Genomic DNA, 25,679 nt, shown 5'->3' on the forward strand with positions numbered 1-25,679 from the left:
TTGGAGCCCAGTTCATGTCACTTCGTCCAGCATCAGCGTCGGATCTACTGATCGACGGCAAGCTCATTCCCGGCAGCGGCGGCGTCTTCGACGTCGTGAATCCGGCAACCGAGGAGGTCATCGGCCAGGCGGCCGACGCAACCCTCGACGATATGGACTCGGCCATCGCCGCCGCCCGCCACGCCTTCGACACGACCAACTGGTCGCGCGACGCCACATTCCGCGCACACTGCCTGCGACAACTGCGCGACTCACTGCTCGCCCACACAGACGAACTGCGCGAGCTCACCGTCGCCGAGGTCGGTTGCCCGGTGTTCCTCACTCACGGACCGCAGCTGGAGGGGCCGATCCGCGACCTCGGATACTTCGCCGATCTGGCGGAGAGCTACGAGTGGACCCACGACCTCGGCGAGGCAAAGCCCATGGGAATCAGGAACACCCGCGAGATCCGAAAAGAGGCGGTCGGCGTCGTCGGAGCAATCACACCGTGGAACTTCCCGCATCAGATCAACTTCGCCAAGATCGGACCGGCGCTGGCAGCGGGCTGCACCGTCGTGCTGAAGCCGGCACCTGATACACCCTGGTGCGCTGCTCTGGTCGGCAAGGTGATCGCCGAAGAGACTGACTTTCCGCCGGGCGTCGTCAACATCGTGACGTCGAGTGATCACGCACTCGGGGCACAGTTGTCGACCGATCCGCGCGTCGACATCGTCTCGTTCACCGGCTCGACGGCCACCGGCAAGAAGGTGATGGCCTCGGCGGCCGAAACACTCAAGAAGGTCTTCCTCGAGCTGGGCGGCAAGTCGGCATTCATTGTGCTCGACGACGCCGACCTTGCGTCCGCGGTCTCAATGGCCGCGTTTGCCGTCGTGACGCATGCGGGTCAGGGCTGCGCGATCACCACCCGACTCGTCGTCCCAAGTGAGAAGCTCGCGGAGGCAACAGCATTGGCGCGCGACTCGCTTGCCGGGTTCGCAGCGGCCGACCCCACCGATCCCGGCACGATCTGCGGCCCGGTGATCTCGGCGACGCAGCGCGAGCGTGTGGAGTCGTACATCGAGCTCGCAAAGACCGAAGGCGGCACGATCGAGATCGGCGGCACCCGGCCCGCCGACAAGGAGAAGGGCTTCTTCGTGTCGCCGACCCTGATCTCCGGCCTCGACAACTCGTCACGCACGGCACAGGAGGAGATCTTCGGCCCGGTGCTCGTCATCCTCGGCTACGACGGCGACGACGACGCCATCCGCATCGCCAACGACTCCCCGTATGGCCTCTCGGGGGCCGTCTGGGGAACCGACCGCGGCCGCATCAACAGGGTCGTCGACGGCGTCCGCACCGGAACGATGTCGATCAACGGCGGCATCTGGTACTCGGCCGACGTCCCGTTCGGCGGCTACAAACAGTCGGGCATCGGCCGCGAGATGGGCGTCGCGGGCTTCGAGGAGTACCTCGAGACCAAGGCCATCGCGGAGCCCACGTGATCTCGGCCCTGAACGCTGGTCGAGCGGGCGCGAGCGCAGCGAGCACCCGAGTCGAGACCACCCACCCCAGCGCGAGCGTGATCTCGACAAGCTCGATCATCGGAAACAACTCGATCAGCGGCTCCCACCGCTGGTCGAGCGGGCGCGAGCGCAGCGAGCACCCGAGTCGAGACCACCACCGCAGGCCCAACCGTGATCTCGACAAGCTCGATCAGCGGGAAACAGCTCGATCAGCGGAGTTGGCTCGATCAGCGGAGTTGGCTCGATCAGCGGGTCCCACCGCTGGTCGAGCGGGCGCGAGCGCAGCGAGCACCCGAGTCGAGACCACCCACCCCCCACCCCAACCCGAAGGAGACAGCAGCACAATGACTTCCGCACGATTCACTGATCGCACCTACATCGTCACCGGAGCCGCGGGCGGCATCGGCGAGGCGTACGCCCGCGGCCTCGCCGCCGAGGGCGCAAACGTCGTGATCGCCGACCTCAACGACGACGCAGGCGAGAAGGTCGCCGCCGATATCGGCGGACGGTACGTCCACACCGACGTCTCCGACCCCGACTCCGCGCAGGCCCTCGCTGCCGCGACCGTCGACGCCTACGGCTCCATCGACGGCCTGGTCAACAACGCGGCAATCTACGGCGGCATGAAGCTCGACTTCCTCATCACCGTGCCGTGGGACTACTACAAGAAGTTCATGAGCGTCAACCTCGACGGTGCGCTCAACGTCACCCGCGCGGTGTACGGACACATGCGCGACGGCGGGGCCATCGTCAACCAATCCTCCACCGCCGCATGGCTCTACAGCGGCTTCTACGGCCTCGCCAAGGTCGGGATCAACGGTCTGACGCAGCAGTTGGCGACCGAACTCGGTGGCCAGAACATCCGCGTCAACGCGATCGCTCCCGGCCCGATCGACACCGAGGCAACACGCGTGACGACGCCCAAGGAGATGGTCGCCGACATCGTCAACCGTCTGCCGCTCAAGCGTTTCGGTCAACCAGAAGATCTGGTCGGCATGTGTTTGTTCCTGCTCTCCGACGAGGCCAGTTGGGTCACCGGACAGATCTTCAACGTCGACGGCGGACAGGTCATCCGGTCATGACTCCCGACACGGTGTCCCGTCTCGGCTATGTCGGGCTCGGCAACATCGGAGGCCCGATGGCTGGCCGGTTGGCGAAATGGCCTGGCGGACTGACAGTTTTCGATCTCGCTCCCGACGCAGTCGCCAAAGTCGTCGATCAGGGCGCACGCGCGGCGGCGTCGTTGTCGGAGCTCGCGGCGTCGTCGGACATCATCGGCATCTGTGTGCGCGACGACGCGCAGGTCCGCACGGTCGTGACGGGCCTGCTCGAAAGCGCGGCGCCCGGCACCATCCTCACGGTCCACTCGACGATCGGTCCCGAGACGGCCGTCGACCTCGCCGCCGTCTGCGCCGAACGTGAAGTGACGCTGCTCGACGCCCCGATCTCCGGTGGTGCACCCGGCGCTGAGCAAGGACGTCTCGCCGTGATGGTCGGCGGCCCGCGAGATGCCTACGTACGCCTGAAGAAACCCTTCGCGCTGACCTCTGGCATGCTCGTCCACGCGGGAGACGACGTGGGTGCGGGCACCAAGATGAAGCTCGCGCGCAACCTGCTGCACTTCATCTCGTTCGCGGCGACCGCAGAGGCGTCACGATTGGCACAGGCGGCAGGCATCGACGTCGCCAAACTGGGCAAGGTGGTCCGCCACACCGACGCCATCACCGGCGGTGCGGGTGCAATCATGCTGCGCGACACCACGGCACCGATCGAACCCGACGACTTCTGGTACGGCGTCTTCACTCACGTCCGCGAGCTCGGAGAGAAGGATCTCTCGCTCGCACTCACCCTCGGCGAGAGTCTCGACGTCGAATTGCCCTTGGGGACACAGGCACTCGCCGATCTCGCCACGGGTCTCGGCGTGCCACACAGCGAAGGAGAGAAATGACCGACGACGCAACCGCAGACGCCGACACCCAGACCGAGCAACGCAAACGCGGACTGGATCTGATGTCGCAGGTCTACGGGTGGGAGATGTCCGACGGCCCCGGGCTGCACTTCGCGCACACTGCCGATCAGCTCTTCGCCGAGGTCTGGTCACGACCGGCGCTGAGTATCCGCGATCGACGGCTCATCCTGCTTGGCGCTCTCGCCGCGAGCGGACAGGTCGACGTTGCCGAGATCCAGGCGGGCGCCGCGCTGGGCAACGAGGAACTGACGCCCGAGCAGCTCGAAGAGATTGCGCTGTTCCTCTGCTACTACGTCGGTTGGCCGCTGGGCACCAAGATGAACATGATGTTCGGCCAGGTGATCAGCAAGTATCGCAAGTCGCAGAGTAAGCAGGGCTAGCCTCGAGGGATGACTGCGACGATCGCTTTCCGTGAGTTGACCGGCGGGGCGGGACAGACCAGCGTGATGTCTGCGTCCCCCGGTCCCGACCTCGCCGGGCATGGATATTCCGAACTCGAGTTCGCCGCCAGCGGGATTGCCCGACGCTTCGTCGAAAGGCCGGACGGTGAACTCGACGGTGTCGATCCTGCGCCGTTCACCACACGTATTCTCGTACGTCGCCCCGACGAGGACAGGTTCAACGGTCACGTCGTCGTCGAATGGTTCAACGTCAGCAGCGGCGCCGACTCCGCACCCGAATACACCTACGTCGCACAGGAATTGGTGCGCTCAGGAACAGCGTATGTCGGCATCTCGGCGCAGTACACGGGCATCGCGGGTGGCCGTGATTCCGTCGACCTCGAAACGACGGGCGCGGGAACAGCCGGCGTGCAGGGTGATTCGCTGGAGGCAAAAGACCCGGAACGCTATGCGGGGCTGCATCATCCGGGCGACGGGTACAGCTACGACATGTTCGGGTCGATCGCACAAGCCCTGCGCGACAACGACTCCGAACGCCATCCCCTCGCCGGCCTCGACGTGCGCTGGGTCATCGCGGCAGGCGAATCGCAATCGGCCATGGCGTTGACCACCTACGTGAATCGGATCGCGCCGAAACACGGCGCGATCGATGCTGCACTGATCCACTCACGCCCACTCGGACAACTCCCGCTCGGCGAGCCGGGCAAGCCGATCGACATCTCCCCCGCCTACGCGGGCCCACCGCATCCGATCCGCTCCGACGCCACAACCCCTGTGTTCGTCGTGCAGACGGAGACCGATGTACTCACCGATTTTCGCTATATTGAAGCGCGACAACCGGATACGGACGTCTTCCGCGCGTGGGAGGTCGCCGGGACGTCGCACGCGGATCTCGTACAGATCGGCGAGTACGAAGATCTCCTCGGATGCCCGCAGCCGGTCAACCGTGGCCAGCAGGTGTTTGTGCTGCGCGCAGCGGTGGCGCATCTGCGCGAGTGGATCGAGAACGGAACGCCGCCACCGACTTCCGCGCCGCTCGACGTCGACGTCACCGCCACTCCTCCCCGTTATGCGCGCGACGACGTCGGCAACGTCCTCGGGGGCGTGCGTACACCGTGCGTCGATGCGCCGACCGAGGTACTCAGCGGCGTCGTCACCGGCGATGTACCGCGCATCTGCGTGCTCTTCGGCTCCACCACACCGCTACCCGACGACGAACTCGCGACGCGCTATCCGACACACGCCGACTATCTGCGCACATATGAGGCATCGACCGACGACGCGATCGCACGCGGAGTGATCAGCCCCGCCGACCGGGACGAAGTGCTGGCCGACGCCCGACCCGGACCACTGTCACCCTGACCCGACCGTCCCCATCCTGTGTCGTTTCCGACCGAAGAGAGCCGCCTGTGGACTTCACGCTCGAAGACATCTCCGACGACGAGATCGCCCGACGCCGAGCGGTTTTCGAGCCGCTGGTCGCGTCGGTGCGTGACCTCGTCGACGCCGTCATCCGTACCGAGGTCGACGACGAGGTGATCGTCGACGCCCAGCGCACGGTCTCGGGCGTCGTCGACGCTCTGCGTGCCCAACAGATGGACGGCGCCTACGGCGTGCGCTACACGAGCAACCTGGTCGGCATGGCCTGGGGCAACGCAGTGATGGGGATGCGCAACGCGATCGCGCCGCCCGTACATTCGACGCCCGACGGAGGCGGCGTACGCGCCGAGTTCACCCTCGGTGCCGCCTACGAGGGTCCACCGGGGCACGTTCATGGCGGAGTGTGCGCACTCGTCCTCGACCAGGTCCTCGGTGAAGCCGCTGCCGCCGACAACAAGGCGAGTTACACCGGCACGATCGAATTCCGTTACGTGCGACCGACTCCGTTGGGACAGTTGGTCGCTCGGGCCGAGATCGTCGAACGAGCAGGCCGGAAGAAGACAGTGCGCGGCACGCTTTCGGACGCTCGCGGGATCACCGTCGAAGCCGAGGGACTCTTCATCGTTCCGAAGGACGTGCCCGAGCTGTAGTTCGCGACGGCGCTCGCGGCGTACGGTGATTTTGTGACCGACCCAGAAACCGGAACAGCAGACACGGCCGCCCACAACCACGACACGCCGCCGGCACCGTTCACGGCTGCGGAAGCCGCGCAGGTGCGAAAGTTTTGGCGAGACCTGGGACTACCCGGGATCATCGATGTACACACCCACTTCATGCCGCGTCGGGTGATGGACAAGGTGTGGGCGTATTTCGATTCGGTCGGGCCGATGATCGGTCGGGAATGGCCGATCACTTATCGCGCCGACGAGGACGTGCGGGTTTCGGCGTTGCAGGCCTTCGGAGTTCGTGTCTATACGTCGATGATCTACCCACACAAAGCCGACATGGCCGAGTGGCTCAACGGCTGGGGCGCCGATTTCGCCGCGCACCACCCCGACTGCCTGCACACGTCGACGTTCTATCCGGAGCCGGACGCGGCGTCGTACGTCTCGAAGGCGATCGAGCGCGGAACGCGAGTCTTCAAGTCGCACATCCAGGTCGGCGACTACTCCCCGCTCGACCCGAGCCTCACGAGCGTCTGGGCGCAGATCGCCGACGTCGGGGTGCCGGTGGTGATCCATTGCGGTTCGGGGCCGACGCCCGGTCGTTTCACCGGACCCGAACCGATCGCTGCGCTGCTGCGACAGTTCCCGTCGCTTCCGCTGATCGTCGCGCACATGGGCACGCCGGAGTACGAGGCATTCCTCGATTTGGCCGACACCTACGAGAACGTCCGGCTCGACACGACGATGTCGTTCACCGACTTTTCCGAGGAAGGTGCGCCGTTCCCGGTCGGGCTCCGGCCACGCCTACTCGATCTCGGCGACAAGATCCTGTTCGGCAGCGACTACCCGAATATCCCCTATCGCTACACCGAGGCGCTCGACGCACTGGTGCGACTCGACCTCGGCGACGACTGGCTGCGTCGGGTGTTCTACGACAACGCGGCGTCGCTCTTCGGCGTCGGCGCGTGAGATGACCGGCGCGCTCAGCGCGACTGCGACGCCGCGATGCGGGCCTGCACCTCGGGCCGCCGTAGCGGCGGCACTGTTTTAGGTGGTTGTCGACGCTCCGGGAGCGAGTCGAGCAGGGTTTCGGTCGCCGCCGTCACCGCCGCGACCGCGGCCTCGAACGCCTCGGTGTTCGCCGCCGACGGGTGCCGGATTCCGCTGACTTTGCGGACGTACTGCCGCGCGGCGGCCTCGACCTCGTCGTCGGTCGCGGGCGGCTCGAGCCCGCGCAGCTCGGTGATGTTGCGGCACATGGGCACTCCTCTTCGGTTGGTGGTCTCGACAAGCTCGACCAGCGGTGGGCAAGACTCGACCAGCCTCCCGCTGGTTGGTGGTCTCGACAAGCTCGACCAGCGGTGGGCAAGACCGACCAGGCCTTCCCGCTGGTTGAGCGGGCGCGAGCGCAGCGAGCACCCGAGTCGAAACCACTCCCGCGGGACAAACTCGACCAGCGGTGGTCTCGACAAGCTCGACCAGCGGGTTCAGCTCGACCAGCGGTGGGCAAGACTCGACCTGGCCTTCCCGCTGGTTGAGCGGGCGCGAGCGCAGCGAGCACCCGAGTCGAAACCACTCCCGCGGGCCAGGCTCGACCAGCGGGGCAACCTCAGTCCGCGACGTGCACGACCGCTTTGCCCAGGATCCGCCCCTCGGCGAGATCCGTCAACGCCTGCGGGAGGTCGGCAAGCGGGTAGCGGACGTTCACCGGCGGCCGGAGTCCCGCCTCGATCATCTCGGTCAGCTCGTCGTGCAGCAGCGCGGGCACGTCGGGATGGGTGCGGACGTACTCGCCCCAGGCGGCGCCGACGACGGCGATGTTGCGGAACAGCACGCGGTTGAGCTTGACGGTCGGGATGCCGCCCGCGGCGAAGCCGATCACCACATACCGACCGTCGGGCGCCACCTGGCGCAGCGCCTCGTCGAAGACGTCGCCGCCGACCGGATCGATCATGACATCGACACCCTCGGGCGCGAACTCCTTGAGCCGGTCTCCCCAGCCGTCGGACAGTTGCACCACGTGGTCGGCGCCCAGATCCCGCAGCATCTGCTCGGCCCCGGTGCGATGCACGATCGCGACGACCGTCGCGCCCATCGCCTTGGCGACCAGAATCGACGCCACGCCAACGCCGCCGGCGGAGCCGAGAACGCCGACGATCTCGCCCGGCGCGGTCTGTGCGCGCAGTTTCAAGGCGAACAGCGCGGTCTGGAAGTTGATACCCATCGCGGCGCCCTCGTCGAACGAGAGCTCGTCGGGCAGTCGCAGCAACTGTTCCGGCGCCGCGGTGACCTGTTCGGCAAACCCGCCGACGATCGACGCAACCAGCACGCGGTCGCCCGCGCTGAATCCTGAGTCCGCGGGCGCCTCGCGCACCACGCCTGCGACCTCGGTCCCCGGGGTGTACGGCACGGGCGTCCTCAACTGATATTTGCCCTGGCTCATCAGGAGGTCGGGGAAACACACGCCACACGACTTGATGTCGACGAGGACCTGGCCCGCGCCGGGTGTCGGATCGTCGACCTCGGTCAACTGCAAACCGTCTGGTCCGGACTCTGCGGTGAGCACCTGTGCTTTCATGCAGCCAACCCTACGCGGAGCGAACGCTCGCACGGTTAGGATCTGGGACATGAGTGCACCCTCGGCCTCGCAGCCGACGTCAGCCCCCTCGGCCATCCGACGCAAGGTCGCAGACGACGCCCCCGGCTTCATGCCGCTCGACGAGGCGCAGACACTCTTCGAGATCGCCGGAGAGTATCTCTCCCAACCGGATTCGACGAAACTCGGCATCGAGATCGGCACCTACTGTGGAAAGTCGACGGTGTTCCTCGGCGCCGCAGCCGAACCCCTCGGCGCAACCATCGTCACCGTCGACCACCACCGCGGTTCCGAAGAACACCAACCCGGCTGGGAGTACCACGACACGACGCTCGTCGACCCGCACACCGGCACCCTCGACACCTCGGCACGCTTCCGTCGCACAATGTTCGACGCCGATCTGGAGCAGACGGTGATCGGAGTGCTCGCACCGTCGACCGTCGCCTCACGCATCTGGGGCTCGCCCGCCGACTTCGTGTTCATCGACGGCGGTCATTCGATGGAGGCCGCGCAGAACGACCTCGACGGTTGGGCGCCGTGGGTTCGGATCGGTGGCGCGCTGCTGATTCACGACGTGTTCCCCGACCCCGCCGACGGCGGAAGGCCGCCGTACGAGATCTACTGTCAGGCACTCGCGACGGGCCAGTTCACCGAGGTGCGCGTAGAGGGCTCGCTGCGCGTGCTGCGTCGCGACACCGGCGTCGTCGGGAAGAAGCTACCGCGCTGATGCGCATCGACCCCACCACGCCGGTCATCATCGGCGTCGGGCAGTCGCGCGACCGCATCGACACTCCCGACTACCAGGCGTGGTCGAGCATCGATCTCGGTGCCGCCGCGACTCGAAATGCCCTGGCCGACACCGGCGTTGACGCAGCCGTGGCCGAAGCGATCGACGTGATCGCCGCTGTTCGCGAGATGGAGAACATGCCGCATGTGCCCAGTCCGCTGGGGCGCTCCAACAACTATCCGCGGTCGGTTGCGCGGCGTGTGGGCCTGACGCCAGAGCGAGTACTCGTCGAGGTAGTCGGCGGACAGTCGCCGCAGTCCCTTGTGATCGAGCATGCCGAGGAAATCGCGAAGGGCGGCGCCGACTGCGTGCTCGTCGTCGGCGCTGAGGCCACATCGACGGCTCGGCACTTCGCCGACCGCGACGACAAACCCGACTTCGGTGAAGAGGTCAACAGTCAACTCGACGATCGCGGACCGCATTTCGAAGACTTCATCGACATGACGATGGTCCGACACCGGCTGACGTCGATGCCGGCCGCGTATGCGCTCGCCGAGAATGCACGACGCAACAGGCTCGGCGTGAGCGTCGACGATCATCGACGCGCGATGGGCCGCCTGTTCGCTCCGTTCACCGAGGTGGCGGCGGCCAATCCCTTTGCGGCATCGCCCGTGATCCGCAGCGCGGACGAGTTGGCGACGATCACCGACGCGAATCGCGTTATCGCACAGCCATATCCGCGCCTCGTCGTGGCACGCGATCTGGTGAACGTCGGCTCCGCCATCATTCTCACCTCGGCAGCCAACGCCACGGAGATGGGAGTACCACGCGAAAAATGGGTGTTCCTCCACGGGCATACCGACCTTCGTGAACACGCACTGCTCGCCAGGCCCAACATCGGCACGAGCCCTGCGGCCGCCATTGCGACGTCCGGAGCGCTCGAGATGGCGGGGGTCGGCGTCGCCGATCTTGCCACCATCGACCTCTACAGTTGCTTTCCCATCCCTGTCTTCAATGTCTGCGACGCACTGGGATTCGACGTCGACACCCCGATCGGCCTTACGGTGACCGGTGGACTGCCCTTCTTCGGCGGACCGGGACACAACTACTCGAGCCACGCGATCGTCGAGACCGTCGAGCGACTGCGACGCCAACCCGACGCGTTCGGCCTCGTCGTCGCCAACGGCGGCATCATGAGCAAGACGTCCGTCGGCGTCTATTCGACGACGCCGACCACCTGGACACCTCGGTCCGATCGCGCGTTGCAGGCCCGCATCGACGATACGGCCCCGCTACCCGTCGCCGAGTTCTTCACGGGCTCAGCAACTCTCGATACCTACACCGTCGATCATGGCAAGCGCGGGCCGGTGGGCGTGGTCGTCGCGACAACACACGACGACCACGCCCGGGTGGCCGCACTCACCTCCGACGACGCACTGCTCGAGCTACTCGAGACGGGTGATCCGTTCGGCGTCGAGCTGACAATCGAGGCGACCGAGGGCGCCAACAGCGCCCGCCTGGCCTAGCTCACCGCGGCGTCGAGCTCGCGGAGATCGACCGGAGTAGCCAAATGCCTTGTCAGGAAGGCAATCTGATGCTCGACGACGCGCTCGAAGGTCACCGGGTCGACCTCGGCGAAGATGCCGAAATGATCGCACGGGTAGTGCCGTACCTCCGCACGCGCCTTGAACGCGGCTTTGGCGGCGGCGTGCGGAGGTGCCCCCCGATCGAAGTCGGCGATCTGCACGAGCTTCGGCGCGTCGATCCGATCGACGTACTTGTCCGCCCGGTAGGAGCCGAGTTCGAGCGACACCGACGCGTCGACCTCGTTGAGCCACGACGGTCCGGCGATAGCCTTGTAGCTCTCGTAGAAGCCGGAACTGGTGAGAGCCGCCTGCTGACCCGGCCGACCAACGATCGGCAACATATGTGGCGCGCCACCGACTTTCGATGACGCCGCGCTCGCGATACCGTCGATACTCTGTCGCAGCATCGAGAACACGCCGACATGCGGGAGGTGGTGACGCCCTGCGGCCAGGCCACTGACCATGGGTACCGCCGAGATCACCGCGGCCACGTCGGTGCGGTCCGCGGCGGCCAACAGGACGTGGCCACCCGACTGCGACAGCCCCCACAGCACCACGCGACCTGCGTCCACACCGGGTTGACGTGCCGCGGCGTCGGCTGCGGCATGGTAGTCGGCGATCTGACCCGCCATCGACACCCGTTGGCGGACTGAGCCTCCCGACAGACCGAAACCCCGGTAGTCGAAGGCGAACACCGCGAGCCCTGCATCGGCGAGGCGTCGAGCGAAGGGTTCGAGTCCCGAATCCTTGGTGCCGCCGAAACCGTGCGCCATCACCACGACGGGAACACCGTGGGCCGTCGCGAAGGGTGAGGGTGCCGCGGCGGGGAAGAACCAGGCGTGGCAGTCGGTTCCGTCGCTGTCGAAGGTGACGTCTTCTCTGACGTTCTGACTCATCGTGCTCCCCCGTCGCTTGTGGACACCAATTCTGTTGCGGTTTCGGCTGATTCCGTCGCGGGTTCGACACTGCGCGTCGAACGCTCTGCAACACCCGCCGAGCTCGGTGCACCGAGTTCGGCGGCGCGTCGTCGACCTGCGGGTAATTCCTTGGTGCGCATGTCGTGTTCGTACAGGAAGTAGTCGAGCTGCTGGGTGTGCCGCGCGCTGTGCACCATGTGTCCGGTGTAGAACTCCTGATCTTCAGCGATGACCCTGCGCATCTCGTCGACGGGCGGTGGCTGATACTGGCCGACGGCGTACGCGCCGACGAGCCGCGCCTGGCATTCGACGAACGGGAAGAGTGTCGGTGTGGCCTGCGCGAAGCCGACGAACAACGCGTCGTCGATACCCGGGTAGATCATTCGCTTGTAGAGATCGATCTGATTGCCCGGGGCACTGATGAAGTCGGGATCGAAGAACGGGAACGTGATGTTGTAGCCGGTCGCATAGATGATCACGTCGAAGTCGGCCGACGTCCCGTCGACGAAATGCACGGTGTCGCCGTCGAGACGCGAAATGTCGCCCTTCGCGGTGACGTCGCCCGCGCCGAGACGAAACGGGAGCTCGACCGATTGCGTCGGATGCGCTTCGAAGAACTTGTGATTGGGCGCGGGGAGTCCGTAGTTCTCGGGACGGCCCGCGGTGAGAGGCTGGAAGACCTGGGCGATCTTGCGTTGCCAGGCGAACGGGATGTGTGGCGAGGTGCGGTAGTACTTGTCGGCAGGCTTGCCGCCCAGGTATTTCGGGACGATCCACGCACTCGAGCGGGTCGAGATGGTGACCGTGTTCTCAAGTGTGCGCGAGGATAGTTCGACCGCGATGTCGGCAGCGCTGTTACCCAGCCCCACGACGAGGATGCGCTTGCCGTAGAGGTCGAGCGGCGTACGCGGATCGATGTAGGAGTGGGCGTGCATCTCGACACCCGCGAATTCGCCGGGGAAGTCGGGCAGTCGTGGATCCCAGTGGTGCCCGTTGGCGACGACGAGAAGATCGGCGTAGCGCGTCTCGCCCCGCTGCGTCGAGAGTTCCCAGCCTCCGCCGTCGAGGCGCTGCGCGTGGGTGATTCCGTTGCCGAATTCGATCTTCTCGCGAAGGCCGAAGGCGTCGGTGTAGTCGTCGAGGTATTGCTTGATCAGGGTGTGGTGCGGGAAGTCGGGGTAGTCGTCGGGCATCGGGAAATCACGAAAAGACAACTGGTGCTTGGACGTATCGATGTGCAGTGACCGATACGCGCTGCTGTGGCCGTTCGGGTTGCCGAAGGCCCAGTTGCCCCCTACTCGATCCGACGACTCGAACGTGGCGAACGGCACGCCGTAGTCGGCCAGCATCTTGCTAGCGGTCAGGCCGCTGATGCCCGCGCCGATCACAGCCGTCTGCGGTGGACGTGCGCTCATATTTGCCTCTCGGTAGTGGTGACGAAGCGACGGTGATGACGAAGCGACGGAAATCGCGTCGACAAGGTGGTCTGGTTGACAGATTCATAATTCTGTCTACTCCTCAGTTGCGTACTCGGTGAACACTTTGGCAAAAATGTCTACTTTCGTTGATAGAGTTCGGCGCAGAGCCCGCGCCTCGGCGCATTCCGACGATCGAGCGGAGAAACCATGACATCAGTACTGACGGTCATCGGCGTTGGCGGAATGGGCGAGGCCGTGGCGCGTCGCCTCGGATCGGGTCGGCCGCTCCTGATCGCCGACTACGACGCCGAGCACCTGACGGAGGTCGAGTCCGCGTTGCGTCGCAGCGGCTTCGACGTCGCCGCGCAGGCGATCGACGTCGCCGACCGCGATCAGGTCGCCGCACTCGCCGATCGAGCCGCCTCGCTCGGCGAGGTCACCTCCCTGGTGCACACCGCGGGCGTGTCACCGGCACAGGCCACTCCGGAGCGGATCGTCGAGGTCAATCTGGTCGGCACCGCATACGTCATAGAGGAGTTCGGGCGGGTCATCGCCGACGGCGGCGCCGGCGTCGTCATCGCCAGCGTCGCAGCACACATCTTCGCCGACGCGGTCACCCCCGAACAGGGCGCGGCACTCTCGACGCTTCCGGCCAGCGAGTTGGCCGGGTTACCGATGTTCGCCTTTCCCGACGTGCAACCTGAGTTCGCCTGCGGTCTAGCCTACGGATACAGCAAGCGCGGCAACGTTTTTCGAGTACAGTCCGCTGCGCCGATCTGGGGTGACCGCGGGGCGCGCATCAACTCGGTGTGCCCCGGCGTCACCGCGACGGAGATGGGATGGCGTGAGTTCAACGCCGAGTTCGCGCATTCGAGTTACCAGGCCATGATCGACAAGTGCGCCGCGGGCCGGTTCGGCACGGCCGAAGACATCGCGTCGGCCGTCGAGTTTCTCCTCGACCCGGTGCGCTCCGGCTTCATCACCGGAACCGATATCCTGGTCGATGGCGGTGTCGTCGCCGGCGTACGCAGCGGCCGCATCCAATTGACATGAGTCAGGGAGGCATCGTGCAGGCAGAGACCACCGGATCGCCCCGCGCCGTCGAGGCGTCCGCCACCGACCGCATGCTCGACGCCGCAGAAAGCTTGTTGGCGGACAAGGGAATCCGCGCCACCACCATGCAGCAGGTCGCCGATGTCGCGGGCGTTTCCCGCGCCTGGCTGTACCGGCACTTCCCCGACAAGCAGACCATGGTCGGCGCAACCATCGTCCGACTCAACGACGCCTTCTGGACCAACGCCCGCAGCGAGCTCGACGCGATCAGCGGCTTCGCCGAACAACTCATCTCCGGCGTGCGAATCGGCCGCGGAGCTTACGACGACCCGGGCGCGTTGCTTCTCCGCCTGCGCACCGCCGAGCCCGACGAGTTCGCGGCCTGCGCGGGTGCGGGTGTCGCGGGCCTCGTCCCCGACCTCGCAGACTTCTGGAGGCCGTACGTGGAGGCCGCGATCCGCACCGGAGAGGTCGACGCGGGGCACGACCTCGACACGACATCGGAGTGGATCGCGCGCATCCTCATCAGCCTGGGCACCGTGCCCGGCACCACGATCGACCCCGACGACCCGCGATCCGTCGCGGTGTACATCCTCAATTTCGTGATGCCAGGGCTTCGCGCGCAGCCGCGTGCGTGATCGAGTGACCGCGCGGCCGCTGACCGGCCGTCATGACCCCCTTCAGGAGCGTGTCCCGTGAGCAGCGGATCATATTTCCCCGACGCCGAGGTCGACGAGCTGTCGCCGCAGCTACAGAAACTCTTCGGCAAGGCATCTGAGCAACTCGGCTTCGTGCCCAACGTCTTCACGGCGTATGCACATCGCCCCGAGCGATTCTCCGCGTGGTTCAACCACTTTCGTCAGGTCACCGAGCCGTCGGAGACGCTCTCGGGCGCAGATCGCGAGATGATCGCGGTGGTGGCGTCGGGGATCAACCGATGCACGTACTGCCTGGTGTCGCATGGTCAGGCGTTACGGCATGAGCTGCACGACGAAGCCAATGCCGACCGGATCACGTTCAACTGGCGTCACGCCGATCTCACTGAACGGCAGCGCGCCATCTGCGTGTTCGTCGAGAAGCTGACGAGCGAGCCCGCGACCGTCGAGCGTTCCGACGTCGACGCTCTCGCGGCCGCAGGTTTGGGTCCCGACGACATCTGGGACGTCGTCGAGTTGACCGCGATGTACAACTTCACCAACCGGATCTCCTCGGCCCTCGGCATCATGCCGAACGTCGAGTACCACTCCCTCGACCGCGGGCCCGCCGCCGGCTGAGAGTGATCTCGACACCCACCGCTGGTCGAGCGGGCGCGAGCGCAGCGAGCACCCAAGTCGAGACCACCAAGCGCCGGGCGAGCGGGCGCAACCCCCACCGCTGGTCGAGCGGGCGCGAGCGCAGCGAGCACCCGAGTCGAGACCACCCACCGTTGGGCGAGTGATCTCGACAAGCTCGATCAGCGGTAGGCGGCTCGATCAGCGGTGGGCAGCTCGATCAGCGGTGGGTGGCTCGATCAGCGGGTGATCTCGACAAGCTCGATCAGCGGTAGGCAGCTCAATCAGCGGGGTCTCACCGCTGGTCGAGCGGGCGCGAGCGCAGCGAGCACCCGAGTCGAGACCACCCCACCGCGGGGCGAGTGATCTCGACAAGCTCGATCAGCGGTCGGGGCGGCTCGATCAGCGGACGGCGCGGCCGGTCAGCGGGCCGCGGCGGGGGCGAGGCCTACTTTGCCCGCCAGCTTGGCCAGGTAGGCCGTGGCACGTTCGACGCTGTCGTCGGGCAGTCCGTAGAGCACCGTAGTGACGCCGAGGTCGCGGAACTCCTCGAGACGTTCGGGGATCGGCTTGAAGTCCAGGACGACGATCTGCGGTTCGCCGGAGCGTCCGGCGTCGGCCCAGAGCCGTCGGAGCAGTGCGACGGAACCGGCGATGTCGTCCTCGCCGGGCGTCGTGATCCATCCGTCGGCGCTGCGCGCGATCCATTTGAAGTTCTTCTCGTTGCCTGCGGCGCCGACGAGCGTCGGGATCGCTCCCTGCGGAGGCTTGGGCCACGCCCAGCTCGTGCCGAAATCGACGAACTCGCCATGATATTCGGCCTCGTCGGCCGTCCACAGCTCGCGCATCGCCTCGAGGTACTCCCGGAGCATCGTTCGACGACGCTTCGACGGAACGCCGTGATCGGCGAGCTCGTCGAGGTTCCATCCGAAACCGACGCCGAGCGTCAGCCGGCCGTCGGAGATGTGGTCAAGTGTGGCAAGCGTTTTCGCGAGCGTGATGGGATCGGACTGCACCGGCAATGCAACGGCCGTGGCGAGCTTGATACGCGAGGTGACCGCGGCAGCGGCAGCCAGCGTCGTCCACGGGTCGAGGGTGCGCATGTAGCGGTCGTCGGGCAGTGACGAATCGCCGGTCTGCGGGTGCGCGGCGTCGCGTCGGGTGGGGATGTGACCGTGCTCGGGAACGAAGTAGGAGGCAAACCCCGCCTCCTCGATGAGCGGCGCGAGCACCTGCGGCTTGAGCCCACGATCACTGGTGAACTGAACGATCCCGAAATCCATACCGCAAGAATAGGCAGACCACTGGACACCTGTCTAGAACATGTTCTAATTTCTCCGGCACCGGGAACCGGCGCTCAGAGCACCCCGGCCTCGCGGAAGATCCCGTTGGCCTCACTGCTTCTCGTGACCGCGTCGACGGCGAGGACAACCGCCGCCGACGTCCAGCAACTCTTCTCGACCGGCCAGCGCTTGCCGTCGTCGAAGACGAGTCCGGTCCAGTACGAGCCGTCGGGGTCGCGCAGGTGTTGGATCGACGCGATGAGCTTCACGGCGTCCGCGGTGTCGCCCAGCGCGTCGAGTGCGATTGCCAATTCGCAGGTTTCGGCACCGGTCACCCAGGGTCGGTGGTCGACGCACCGCGCGCCGAGACCGGGTACGACGAACTCGTCCCAGCGTCGAGCGATCATCTCCTGACCGGCACGGCCGCGCACCGCGCCGCCGAGCACCGGGTAGTACCAGTCCATCGAATGCTCGGACGGCTTCTCGAAAACCTCTGGCCGACAACGAAATGTGTCGCGCAGCGCGGCACGTGCACGCACCCACTCGTCGTCGGGTTGCTCCACCTCGGTCGCGATGCGGACGGCACAGTCGAGCGCCTGAAAGATGCTGGCATTCCCCGTGATCAGCGCTTTGTCGAACATGGCGCCGGTCGCGTGGTCGCCCGCCCAGCGGAAGGCGCCGTCGGGACGCTGGAAACGCAGGACGAGGTTGATCGCCGACCAGACGACCGGCCACATGCGTTCGAGGAACACGACATCGCCGGTGATCTGATAGTGATGCCACACACCGACGGCGATGTAGGCGCAGAAATTGGAGTCGGTGCCGTGGTCGGTCACAACACCCGAATCGAAGCGCAGCGGCCACGATCCGTCGTCGCGTTGCGTGTGCAGACTCCAGGCGTACGCTGCCTCGGCTTCTGCATGAAACCCGGTGACGCTCAATGCCATTGCCGATTCGATGTGGTCCCAGGGATCGGTGCGTCCGCCGGGGAACCACGGCAGCGCTCCGGAATCCTCCTGCATGGCGGCGATGGCGGCGCCGGTGGCACGCATCTGCTCACCGGTGACCACACCGGCGATGGCGAGCGCACCGACGTGCGCCTGTGCGGTCATCGACCTGAGGATGGGTCGACGACGCTCGACGTCGAGGTCACGACGCTGCGTTCTCCGGCTTTCGCAGGTACAACGCGACCGACTTGCCGATCACGGGGTTGAGAACCTGCTCACCCACGCGGGTGAGAGCCGGCGCAGACATCATGTCCCACACCAACAGCTTGTGGTACGCCTGTACCAGCGGGTTCTTGTTGTTCTCAACGCCCACAGCGCATTTGAGCCACCAGTAGGGGGCATGTAGAGCGTGTGCGTGGTCGGTTCCGGTCACCTCGAGGCCCGCCGAACGCAGTTTGTCGGCCAGCTCCGACGCCTTGTAGATCCGGACGTGACCACCCTCGACCTCGTGGTAGGCATCCGAAAGCGCCCAGCACACTTTCTCGGGCCAGTACCGCGGCACCGTCACAGCACCGATGCCGCCCGGCTTGAGAATGCGTGCCATCTCGGCGATGGCGGCCTCGTCGGACGGGATGTGCTCCAGAATCTCCGACATCAGAACGACGTCGAAGCTGTTGTCTGCGTAGGGAAGACGCAGAGCATCGCCGACCTCCGCGCGCGCCTTGGCGTCGGCGGGGACCTGACCCTCTGCCATCATCGCGTCGAACATCTCGGCCACGTCGGCCATGTCGCTCTCGGACTGGTCGAACGCGATGACATCTGCACCACGACGGAACATCTCGAACGAGTGCCTGCCCTGCCCCGCACCGATGTCGATCACCTTCGTGTGCGACCCGACACCCAATCGGTCGAAATCAACTGTGAGCATGACTCCCCTTCTCCGAATCCATCGTTACCCCAAGCATTTTCACGCCTTCACGATCCACCCGCGCGAGCACCGTCTCGTAATGCGCCGCCGTCTTCGCCGCGACCGCAGCCCAGCTGTAGCGATCTTCGACCCGCTCACGCGCGGCCACACCCATTGCGGCACGGGCGGATTCGTCGTCGAGCAGAGCTCCGATGGCCTGCGCGAGTCGCTCGGAATCGCGTGGAGGCACCAGCGTAGCCGACCGACCGTCGGTGCCGACGACCTCGGGGATCGCGCCCGCGTGCGTGGCGACGAGCGGCGTGCCGCAGCTCATGGCCTCCACGGCCGGCAGCGAGAATCCCTCGTACAGCGACGGCACGCAGGCAACCTCAGCCGACGCGAGCAGCTCCGCCATCTCCGAATCCGCGAGCCCGGACACCAGGCGTACTCGCGACGAGATGGCGAGGTCGTCGATCATCTTCGCCGACGGGCCGTCGGGGTCGAGCTTGGACACCAGCGTGAGCTCGACGTCGCGTTCAGCACTCAGCTTCGCGATCGCCTCCAGCAGATACGACACACCCTTGAGAGGGGCGTCGGCGCTGGCGACGCAGACCACGCGCCCGGGCACACGCGCCTGCGCGGCCTCGGGACGGAAGATCGCGGTGTCGACACCGAGCGGGATGGTCGTGATCCGACCGGCCTCGATGTCGAAGGCCTTCCGAATGTCGACCTCGCTGCTCCGCGAGACCGTCAACAACTCCGGAATGCGCCGCGAGACTCGACCCTGCATCCGCAGGAACGAATGCCACCGCCACGCACTGACCTTGCGCCATCCCTTGGCCGCCTTGACCGCCAACGAACGATCACGCGTGATCGGGTGGTGGATCGTCGCGATCAACGGATAGCCCTGCTTCTGGATCTGCAGCAGGCCGTAGCCGAGGCACTGGTTGTCGTGCACGATGTCGAAGTCGGCGCGACGGTCGGCGAGCAGCCGCGCGACACGAAGGCTGAACGTCAGCGGCTCGCCGAAGCTCGCCGTCCACATCGCGCCCACTTCGAGGGCATCGATCCAGTCGCGGAACTCACTGGGCCGCGGAGTACGGAACGGGTCGGGTTCGTCGTAGAGACCGAGGCTCGGAACCTTGGTGAGCGTGACGCCTGCGTCTATCGCCGACTGGTCGAGCTCGGGATACGGCTGTCCCGAGAAAATCTCGACCTGATGCCCCAACAGCGCCAATTCCCTGCTGAGATGGCGTACATAGACGCCTTGCCCACCGCAATGCGGCTTGCTGCGATACGACAGTAATGCCACGCGCACCTTGTGGTTCCACCTCTCCATTCACGGGCCTTCGACGACCCGATGCTGCTGCACGACTCGCCGGCCAATCGACGACCGAGTGGTCTGACGACACAGGCCGAATCGACACCGCCCTCACGATCGCGATTCTGCGGCCTCCCGGGACGCCGACTCGAGATCACCGATATGCACCAGTTTCACACGACGACGCCCAGCCGACTTGCCGGCGCTGCGTTCGGTGGCGTCGATGTTCTTCCATCCGGCGAGGTCGATGCGATGTGCGCCGTGGTCGGCCACCAGGTCGGCGACGTCATCGGCCGAGGTAGAGGACTGCGGCAGGACGCCTGCGACGAAGTCGGCGATCACCGATTCCGCGGTCTCCTGCCCGCACAGTCGGTTACGTCCAATGCCGCCGGTCGCACCGCGCTTGATCCATCCGGTCACGTATAGACCCCTGACGATCTCGCCGTCGACGCTCGACTGCACCCTGCCCTCGACGTTGGGCACCACGCAGCGCACCTCGTCGAACGGGACGTCGTTGATGGGCACTCCGCGATAGCCGATCGCACGCAATACGAGCCCGGTCTCGAGGTCGAAGCCGTCGTCGGTTGGCACGATCGCGACGTTCTCACCGGCCTCGGTATAGACGTTGCGCACGGCGTGCAGTGCCTCGACCTTTCCGTCGCCGGTCAGCTCGGTCGGTGACGTCATGAAGCGGAAGACGATCCGCTTGTTGCCTTCGGTGGTCGGGCGTTCCGCGAATTCCTGCGCGAGCCGCAGTTTGGTCGCGATCGTCGAATCCAACTCATCGTCGGATTGTGCGGCCTCCGACACCGGGTCGAGCGTGAGCTCGGCCGGATCGATGATCACGTCCACACCGTCGACCTCACCCAGCGCGAGGAACTCGCTGTTGGTGTAGGCGGCCTGTGCGATTCCGCGTCGCGCGAGGAGCACAACCTCGCGGATGTTCGACTCGCGCAACGCGGCGAGGGCGTGATCGGCGATGTCGGTCTTCGCGAGATCGTCGGGATCGGTCACCAGTATGCGTGCGACGTCGAGCGCGACGTTGCCGTTGCCGACGACGACAGCGCGCTCCCCGGACAGGTCGAAGGTGAGGTCGGCGAAGTCGGGGTGGCCGTTGTACCAGGCGACGAATTCGGTGGCCGACACCGAACCGGACAGCTCCTCGCCGGGGATGCCGAGCCGCTTGTCGGTCGGCGCCCCGACGGCATAGATGACCGCGTTGTAGCGGGCGGTCAGTTCGTCGTGGCTGATGTGCTTGCCGACCTCGACGTTGAGGAAGTAGCGAAAATTGCGCTTGGCCGAGGTCGCCGCGAAGGTCGACTCGACACCCTTGGTTGCAGCGTGGTCGGGGGCGACCCCCGCGCGCACCAATCCGTATGGCGTCGGCAGACGGTCGAACATGTCGACCGAGATCTGCGGTTTGCGGACCAGTTCCTCCGCGGCATAGAACGCGGCAGGTCCGGCGCCGACGATGGCGACACGGACGTCTCCTTCGGGCAGCTTGGGGGCCTTCTTCGGGGGAACCAGACCACCTTCGACGTCGTGGTCCTTGTAGTAGTCGGCGTTGATCTGCAGGTAAGGCTCGTCGCGCTCCTCGAGCTGATCGTCGGGGATGATCGCCTCGACGGGGCATTCGTCGATACATGCCCCGCAGTCGATGCAGGTGTCCGGGTCGATGTAGAGGCTCTCTGCGGTGAAGAAGGTGGGCTCGTCGGGCGTCGGGTGGATACAGTTGACCGGGCACACCGCGACGCAGCTCGCATCGTTACAACAGGGGCGTGTGATCACATGGGCCATCGGCGCTGTCCTCGAAGTTCAACACGTAGAACGTGTTCTAGTTTTGTGGTGACTGTATCTTAACGACCGGTCCGTGAGCTACCCGATCGTAACCACAGCGTGTGAGCCAGCCGACACCGCCAACAGAGGACATCTATTGACCCGCGACAACAGCCAGGCCACCGGCACAGCCCTCCCCAAGCGCAAGGAGGGTGCGCGTTTCTTCGAGGCGACCTACCGCGTACGCACCGGCGACGTCGACCAGGACATGCGCGTGCGGCTTGACGCCGTCGCCCGGTACCTGCAGGACATCGCCAACGACAACATCGAAGCGACCGATCTCGGCGACTCAGACCCGTTCTGGATCGTGCGGCGAACCGTCGTCGACGTCATCGAGCCGATCTCGTGGCCTGCGACCGTCACAGCACAGCGGTGGTGCGGGTCGCTCTCGACACGGTGGACCAACATGCGCGTGCGGCTGACCGCCGAGCACGAGACCAACCGGTTCAACCCCGAACCGCGCAAGTCGGGATTGATCGAGACCGAGGCGTTCTGGATCAACGTCAACGACCAGGGGATGCCGTCACGAATCTCCGACGACGCGTTCGAGCTGTTGTCGTCGATGACCGACGAGCACCGACTCCGCTGGAAGTCGATGAACCCGGAGAAGGCTCCCGACGCCGAGGGGGCGTCGGCCGACGACCGCGAACACGTGTTGCGCAGCACCGACTTCGATCCGTTCAAGCACCTCAACAACGCCGCGTACCTCGAGGCCGTCGAGGACGAACTCGTCGAGCACCTCGACCTGATCGACGGACCGCACCGGCTGGTGATCGAGTACCTGCGTCCGATCGTCCCCGGCACGCCGATCACGTTGCGGCGCGTCCGGGAGCCGCAGCGACTTCTGCTGTGGATGCTCATTCCCGGCGACGACGGCGAGCACCAGGTCGCGGCAACCGTATCGGTGACGAAGCGCCCAGCAGACCAGGTGGCCGGCGATCAGGAAGTCGGCGGTCAGGCCGTGGCGGATGAGTCAGTGACCGCCTGACACGCAGAACTCGTTACCCGCGGGATCGGTCAGCGTGGTCCACCCGAACCCGCCACCAGGGATCTCTCGGTCGCCGAGCTTGGTGGCTCCGTTCGCGACGAGAGTGTCGACGATGGCCGGATAGTCGGGCGACGCGAGGTCGAGGTGGATGCGATTCTTGCCGGGCGTCGGGTCGTCGACTTTCTGAAAACCGATCGCGGGCCCGCCGTCGCGAAGTGCGACGACGACGAAGAATCCGTCATTCTCCGCGACGATCGTGCCGCCGAGATTGGTCGCCCACCAATTGGCGAGCGTGGTTGGATCGAGCGTGTCGACCGTGATCATGGCTACCGAGAGAGTCATGGACTCACCCTAGCCACGATTCGGGCGATAGTCGAACATACGTTTGCCTTGTGTTCACCCGGCGAGGTGTACGTCAAGCAGGGCGCCGGTCTCCGACGCGACCACCAGCGCACGCGTATCCGAGGGTTGCACAGCGACGGCCGTCGCCGGCGCGCCGAGTGCGATGGTGCACCGCGCGCCCGTCCGCACATCGACGAGGGCGAGCGAGCCGAGCGTCGACGTGACGGCCACCGTGTGCGGATCCAGTGCGGTGAGGTCATCGAGCAAGCCGGGCAGTGGAGCCGTGAGGTCGGCGACGACCCGAATCGAGCCGGGATCGTCGAGCGGTAGTGCGACGACGCGGCCCGTCCGGCTCGCCGTGAAGGTCAGGTAGAGGTCGTTGCCGATGGCCACCGCGCCATTGGGGCTGATCCCATTGACAGCCGGCGACGCGGTGAGCGCGGCGCGGGCTCTATCCGTCCATTGCTGGTCGATGGCGCCACCCGGCGCGATCCTAACCACGCCGCGCACACTGTCGACGACATATCCGAACCCGCGCGCATCGAAAGCCAGACCGTTGGGCATCGCGAACCCTCGTGCGTAGACCGTCGGATTCGGTTGCGGCGCAAGCGGATCAAACTTCACGACTACGCCGTTGCGTTCGGCGCCGAACGACGATTGGTCGCCGGAGTTCACATACAGGTCGCCGCCAGGACTCATGCGCAGCGCGCCCGGCGCCCGCACCGGAACGGTCGCGGTGCGTCGGCCGGACCGGTCGTAGCGCTCCACCGAATTCCCGTAGAGACGCGAGACCCACAGGTTGCCCGAGTGATCGAACGTGAGGTTCTCAGCCCACCCCGTCGGAGACGGCGAGGCAGTCCTGGTGGTGACTGTCGCGCCGGCGCATCGGTTGCTCGGGGCCGCGTCGGCAACCGACCCGACCCCTACGATCGCAAGCGCCGCCAGCGCTGGAACGCATACCGCACGGAGGATTCGAAACCCGGAGTGTCCCATGGGCATAGATCATGCCCCGGCGCGCGCTGTAGTGCCCGGCAGCGACTATTGGCCACCGTCGCGGCAGCGACTATTGGCCACCGTCGCGGCAGCGACCAATCCCTACCGTCGCGGCAGCGACTATTGGCCACCGTTGAGGAGTAGCTCCATCAGCTTTGTCGGAGCGGTGCACGGGTCTGCCGCTGCGGCGCCGCCGATCGGTTCGACCCAGAACGTGTAGACGCCGCGGGTCGGCGCGCGGGTGGTCACACCGCACACAGCCGGGCGCTTGGGGTCGCGTTGTGTGAACGCCGCCTGACTCACGATCCGGACGTTCTCGGTGGTGTAGCCGAGCCGCTTGGCGGTGTCCTTCTCGACGTTGAAGTCGCCCCATTCGAACCAGTTGAACGTGACATTCGCGGTGACCGACCCGTCGACGATCCACCGGCAGATTGCGCCGTTGAAGGTGCCCCGTGCCGATGTCCCGCCGACCGCCTTGGCGAGCTGGGCGGTTGAGAGCACCTGGCATTCGAGGGTCAGCTTGTCGAACCGGTCGGTGTCGACGTTGCCTGGTTGATCGGCGTTGGCCTGCTCGGACGACACCGCCTGACCGTCGATGGTGCAGCCCGACAGCGCTCCGACAAGCAGTGCCAGAGCGACAAGCAGTGGCACGACGACGCGTCGCAGGCGCCTCATGATGCACGCTCGATCGACATCGTGGACAGTTGGCGCGTGGCGTCGCAGATCTGTTCGGTGTCGGGACCCTGCGCGTTCAGTGACGACGTCCCGGCGCTCACCGACCACTCGAAGAAGTCGGCGCCGAAAGCGATGCCGATCTCGCAGATGCCCGTGTCGGAGGCGATGAATCCCTTGTGGCCGTTGATCTCTATGTCTTTGGTCGACTCGCGGGAGAGTTGCTCGGTGGCGCGCTCACGTCCGATCGGTGATCCGCGATACCAGTTGAACGATGCCACCGGCCCGGTGCGATCGACGCTCGACGACCACTCACACACCGACGAATTGTTCACCGTGTTGGTCAGCGTTCCCAGCTTTGCGAGGCTGTTGACCTCCTCCGTGGTCACGCCTCCGCATTCACCGAAGAACGGACCCGACCCCGCCTTGGCCGGCGGCGCCGCAGCGTTGCCGTTGCTGTTGCCTCCCGAATCGTCGGAATCCGATGAGCACGCACTACCGATCAGCGCGATCACCACCGCCAACGACACGAGGAAGCCCCCGCGCATCAGCTTGTCGATCTCGCGTCGCTCGCGTTTCGTCGGCCGACCGGCACCACGATCGCGTCGTGGCTGACTCGCCAGGATCTCCTTGGCCGGCGGCGGTGGACTCTTGTCGATGTAGCAGGCCGACGCCGCGGCGGGCGAGACTCGCTTGGTGATCACCTGGGTCACCTCGACGATGCGTTCTCGACCACCCAACCTCAGCCGCACCTCGTCGCCGATGCTGACGTGCTGTGCGGGCTTCGCGGTCGCTCCGTTGACCCGAACGTGGCCACCTCGGCATGCGTCACCCGCAGCCGAACGTGTTTTTGTGAGCCGGATGGCCCAGATATAGGCGTCGACGCGTGCGCTCAACGTCGGGGC

General features: G+C 66.0%; 26 protein-coding genes. 13 read left to right on the top strand and 13 right to left on the bottom strand.

The annotated features are described in order from the left end of the window. Positions 1-14 precede the first annotated feature (14 nt). The 7 genes from A5777_RS22770 (at position 15) to A5777_RS22800 (ending at position 6,886) form a co-directional block, all read left to right on the top strand. Positions 15-1,481, top strand: coding sequence for an aldehyde dehydrogenase (locus tag A5777_RS22770; protein ID WP_064864853.1), 1,467 nt, complete (start codon positions 15-17; stop codon positions 1,479-1,481). Between the two features lie 365 nt (positions 1,482-1,846). Continuing rightward, on the top strand, positions 1,847-2,584 hold the full coding sequence (locus A5777_RS22775; protein ID WP_005206577.1) for an SDR family oxidoreductase: 738 nt from the start codon (positions 1,847-1,849) through the stop codon (positions 2,582-2,584). Next, entirely contained in the window at positions 2,581-3,450 is an 870-nt protein-coding gene (locus tag A5777_RS22780; RefSeq protein ID WP_064864856.1) for an NAD(P)-dependent oxidoreductase, read from the top strand. Before A5777_RS22775 ends, A5777_RS22780 begins: the two co-directional genes overlap by 4 nt. Continuing rightward, a complete protein-coding gene (locus A5777_RS22785) occupies positions 3,447-3,851 on the top strand; it encodes a carboxymuconolactone decarboxylase family protein (RefSeq protein WP_005206575.1) in 405 nt (134 codons plus the stop codon). Before A5777_RS22780 ends, A5777_RS22785 begins: the two co-directional genes overlap by 4 nt. 9 nt (positions 3,852-3,860) lie before the next feature. Continuing rightward, positions 3,861-5,234: an alpha/beta hydrolase domain-containing protein gene (locus A5777_RS22790; protein WP_005206574.1), complete on the top strand. Its 1,374-nt coding sequence runs from the start codon at positions 3,861-3,863 to the stop codon at positions 5,232-5,234. Between the two features lie 47 nt (positions 5,235-5,281). Next, entirely contained in the window at positions 5,282-5,902 is a 621-nt protein-coding gene (locus A5777_RS22795; RefSeq protein ID WP_005206573.1) for a PaaI family thioesterase, read from the top strand. A 33-nt stretch (positions 5,903-5,935) separates the two neighbouring features. Then, positions 5,936-6,886, top strand: coding sequence for an amidohydrolase family protein (locus tag A5777_RS22800; RefSeq protein ID WP_005206572.1), 951 nt, complete (start codon positions 5,936-5,938; stop codon positions 6,884-6,886). 14 nt (positions 6,887-6,900) lie between these two features. On the opposite strand, the gene A5777_RS22805 is transcribed toward A5777_RS22800, so the two are convergent. Beyond that, positions 6,901-7,176 (bottom strand): DUF2277 domain-containing protein, encoded by a 276-nt coding sequence (locus A5777_RS22805; protein ID WP_005206571.1) that lies wholly within the window; start codon positions 7,174-7,176, stop codon positions 6,901-6,903. Positions 7,177-7,526: 350 nt separating this feature from the next. Beyond that, positions 7,527-8,495: an NADPH:quinone oxidoreductase family protein gene (locus A5777_RS22810; RefSeq protein ID WP_064865040.1), complete on the bottom strand. Its 969-nt coding sequence runs from the start codon at positions 8,493-8,495 to the stop codon at positions 7,527-7,529. A gap of 49 nt (positions 8,496-8,544) precedes the next feature. Between A5777_RS22810 and A5777_RS22815 the strand changes: the two genes are divergently transcribed. Together A5777_RS22815 and A5777_RS22820 are read left to right on the top strand one after the other, a co-directional pair. Then, positions 8,545-9,240: a class I SAM-dependent methyltransferase gene (locus A5777_RS22815; RefSeq protein ID WP_064864859.1), complete on the top strand. Its 696-nt coding sequence runs from the start codon at positions 8,545-8,547 to the stop codon at positions 9,238-9,240. After that, positions 9,240-10,766, top strand: coding sequence for an acetyl-CoA acetyltransferase (locus tag A5777_RS22820; protein ID WP_064864862.1), 1,527 nt, complete (start codon positions 9,240-9,242; stop codon positions 10,764-10,766). The genes A5777_RS22815 and A5777_RS22820 overlap by 1 nt, the downstream gene beginning before the upstream one ends. On the opposite strand, the gene A5777_RS22825 is transcribed toward A5777_RS22820, so the two are convergent. Both A5777_RS22825 and A5777_RS22830 read right to left on the bottom strand, forming a co-directional pair. After that, positions 10,763-11,722: an alpha/beta hydrolase gene (locus tag A5777_RS22825; protein ID WP_064864865.1), complete on the bottom strand. Its 960-nt coding sequence runs from the start codon at positions 11,720-11,722 to the stop codon at positions 10,763-10,765. The genes A5777_RS22820 and A5777_RS22825 overlap by 4 nt on opposite strands. Continuing rightward, entirely contained in the window at positions 11,719-13,158 is a 1,440-nt protein-coding gene (locus tag A5777_RS22830; RefSeq protein WP_064864868.1) for a flavin-containing monooxygenase, read from the bottom strand. Before A5777_RS22830 ends, A5777_RS22825 begins: the two co-directional genes overlap by 4 nt. Before the next feature lie 210 nt (positions 13,159-13,368). Here A5777_RS22830 and A5777_RS22835 point away from each other — a divergent pair, with 210 nt between their 5' ends. The 3 genes from A5777_RS22835 to A5777_RS22845 are packed head-to-tail and all read left to right on the top strand — an operon-like array spanning position 13,369 to position 15,488. Beyond that, entirely contained in the window at positions 13,369-14,214 is an 846-nt protein-coding gene (locus A5777_RS22835) for an SDR family oxidoreductase (protein ID WP_064864872.1), read from the top strand. Continuing rightward, the gene (locus A5777_RS22840) at positions 14,211-14,852 is read left to right on the top strand and encodes a TetR/AcrR family transcriptional regulator (protein WP_064864875.1); all 642 of its coding nucleotides are present in this window, start codon (positions 14,211-14,213) and stop codon (positions 14,850-14,852) included. The genes A5777_RS22835 and A5777_RS22840 overlap by 4 nt, the downstream gene beginning before the upstream one ends. A gap of 57 nt (positions 14,853-14,909) precedes the next feature. Next, the gene (locus tag A5777_RS22845; RefSeq protein WP_064864877.1) at positions 14,910-15,488 is read left to right on the top strand and encodes a peroxidase-related enzyme; all 579 of its coding nucleotides are present in this window, start codon (positions 14,910-14,912) and stop codon (positions 15,486-15,488) included. A 419-nt stretch (positions 15,489-15,907) separates the two neighbouring features. Here A5777_RS22845 and A5777_RS22850 read toward each other — a convergent pair whose 3' ends face one another. The 5 genes from A5777_RS22850 to A5777_RS22870 form a co-directional block, all read right to left on the bottom strand. Beyond that, positions 15,908-16,768, bottom strand: a complete 861-nt coding sequence (locus A5777_RS22850) for an LLM class F420-dependent oxidoreductase (RefSeq protein WP_064864880.1) — start codon at positions 16,766-16,768, stop codon at positions 15,908-15,910. Positions 16,769-16,842: 74 nt separating this feature from the next. After that, a complete protein-coding gene (locus tag A5777_RS22855) occupies positions 16,843-17,880 on the bottom strand; it encodes a hypothetical protein (protein WP_005206561.1) in 1,038 nt (345 codons plus the stop codon). Between the two features lie 37 nt (positions 17,881-17,917). Next, complete coding sequence (locus A5777_RS22860; RefSeq protein ID WP_005206560.1) at positions 17,918-18,643, bottom strand: class I SAM-dependent methyltransferase; 726 nt, start codon at positions 18,641-18,643, stop codon at positions 17,918-17,920. After that, positions 18,630-19,940, bottom strand: coding sequence for a glycosyltransferase family 4 protein (locus tag A5777_RS22865; RefSeq protein WP_064865043.1), 1,311 nt, complete (start codon positions 19,938-19,940; stop codon positions 18,630-18,632). The genes A5777_RS22860 and A5777_RS22865 overlap by 14 nt, the downstream gene beginning before the upstream one ends. A 114-nt stretch (positions 19,941-20,054) precedes the next feature. Beyond that, positions 20,055-21,740 (bottom strand): FAD-dependent oxidoreductase, encoded by a 1,686-nt coding sequence (locus A5777_RS22870; RefSeq protein ID WP_064864883.1) that lies wholly within the window; start codon positions 21,738-21,740, stop codon positions 20,055-20,057. A gap of 136 nt (positions 21,741-21,876) precedes the next feature. Here A5777_RS22870 and A5777_RS22875 point away from each other — a divergent pair, with 136 nt between their 5' ends. Further along, positions 21,877-22,767 carry an acyl-[acyl-carrier-protein] thioesterase gene (locus A5777_RS22875; RefSeq protein ID WP_064864888.1) on the top strand — a complete coding sequence of 297 codons (891 nt, stop codon included), beginning with the start codon at positions 21,877-21,879 and terminating at the stop codon, positions 22,765-22,767. On the opposite strand, the gene A5777_RS22880 is transcribed toward A5777_RS22875, so the two are convergent. The 4 genes from A5777_RS22880 to A5777_RS22895 all read right to left on the bottom strand — a co-directional run bounded on the left by A5777_RS22880 (position 22,753) and on the right by A5777_RS22895 (position 25,670). Further along, positions 22,753-23,109 carry a VOC family protein gene (locus A5777_RS22880; RefSeq protein WP_064864892.1) on the bottom strand — a complete coding sequence of 119 codons (357 nt, stop codon included), beginning with the start codon at positions 23,107-23,109 and terminating at the stop codon, positions 22,753-22,755. The two genes, A5777_RS22875 and A5777_RS22880, sit on opposite strands and share 15 nt — an antisense overlap. 54 nt (positions 23,110-23,163) lie before the next feature. Next, positions 23,164-23,877, bottom strand: a complete 714-nt coding sequence (locus A5777_RS22885) for a hypothetical protein (protein WP_197502450.1) — start codon at positions 23,875-23,877, stop codon at positions 23,164-23,166. A gap of 345 nt (positions 23,878-24,222) precedes the next feature. After that, positions 24,223-24,777, bottom strand: a complete 555-nt coding sequence (locus tag A5777_RS22890; RefSeq protein WP_064864899.1) for a DUF3558 domain-containing protein — start codon at positions 24,775-24,777, stop codon at positions 24,223-24,225. Further along, on the bottom strand, positions 24,774-25,670 hold the full coding sequence (locus A5777_RS22895; RefSeq protein WP_064865047.1) for a DUF3558 family protein: 897 nt from the start codon (positions 25,668-25,670) through the stop codon (positions 24,774-24,776). Before A5777_RS22895 ends, A5777_RS22890 begins: the two co-directional genes overlap by 4 nt. Positions 25,671-25,679: the final 9 nt, after the last annotated feature.

The sequence above is a fragment of the Gordonia sp. 852002-10350_SCH5691597 genome (genome assembly GCF_001665715.1).
GTDB classification, from domain to species: domain Bacteria; phylum Actinomycetota; class Actinomycetes; order Mycobacteriales; family Mycobacteriaceae; genus Gordonia; species Gordonia sputi.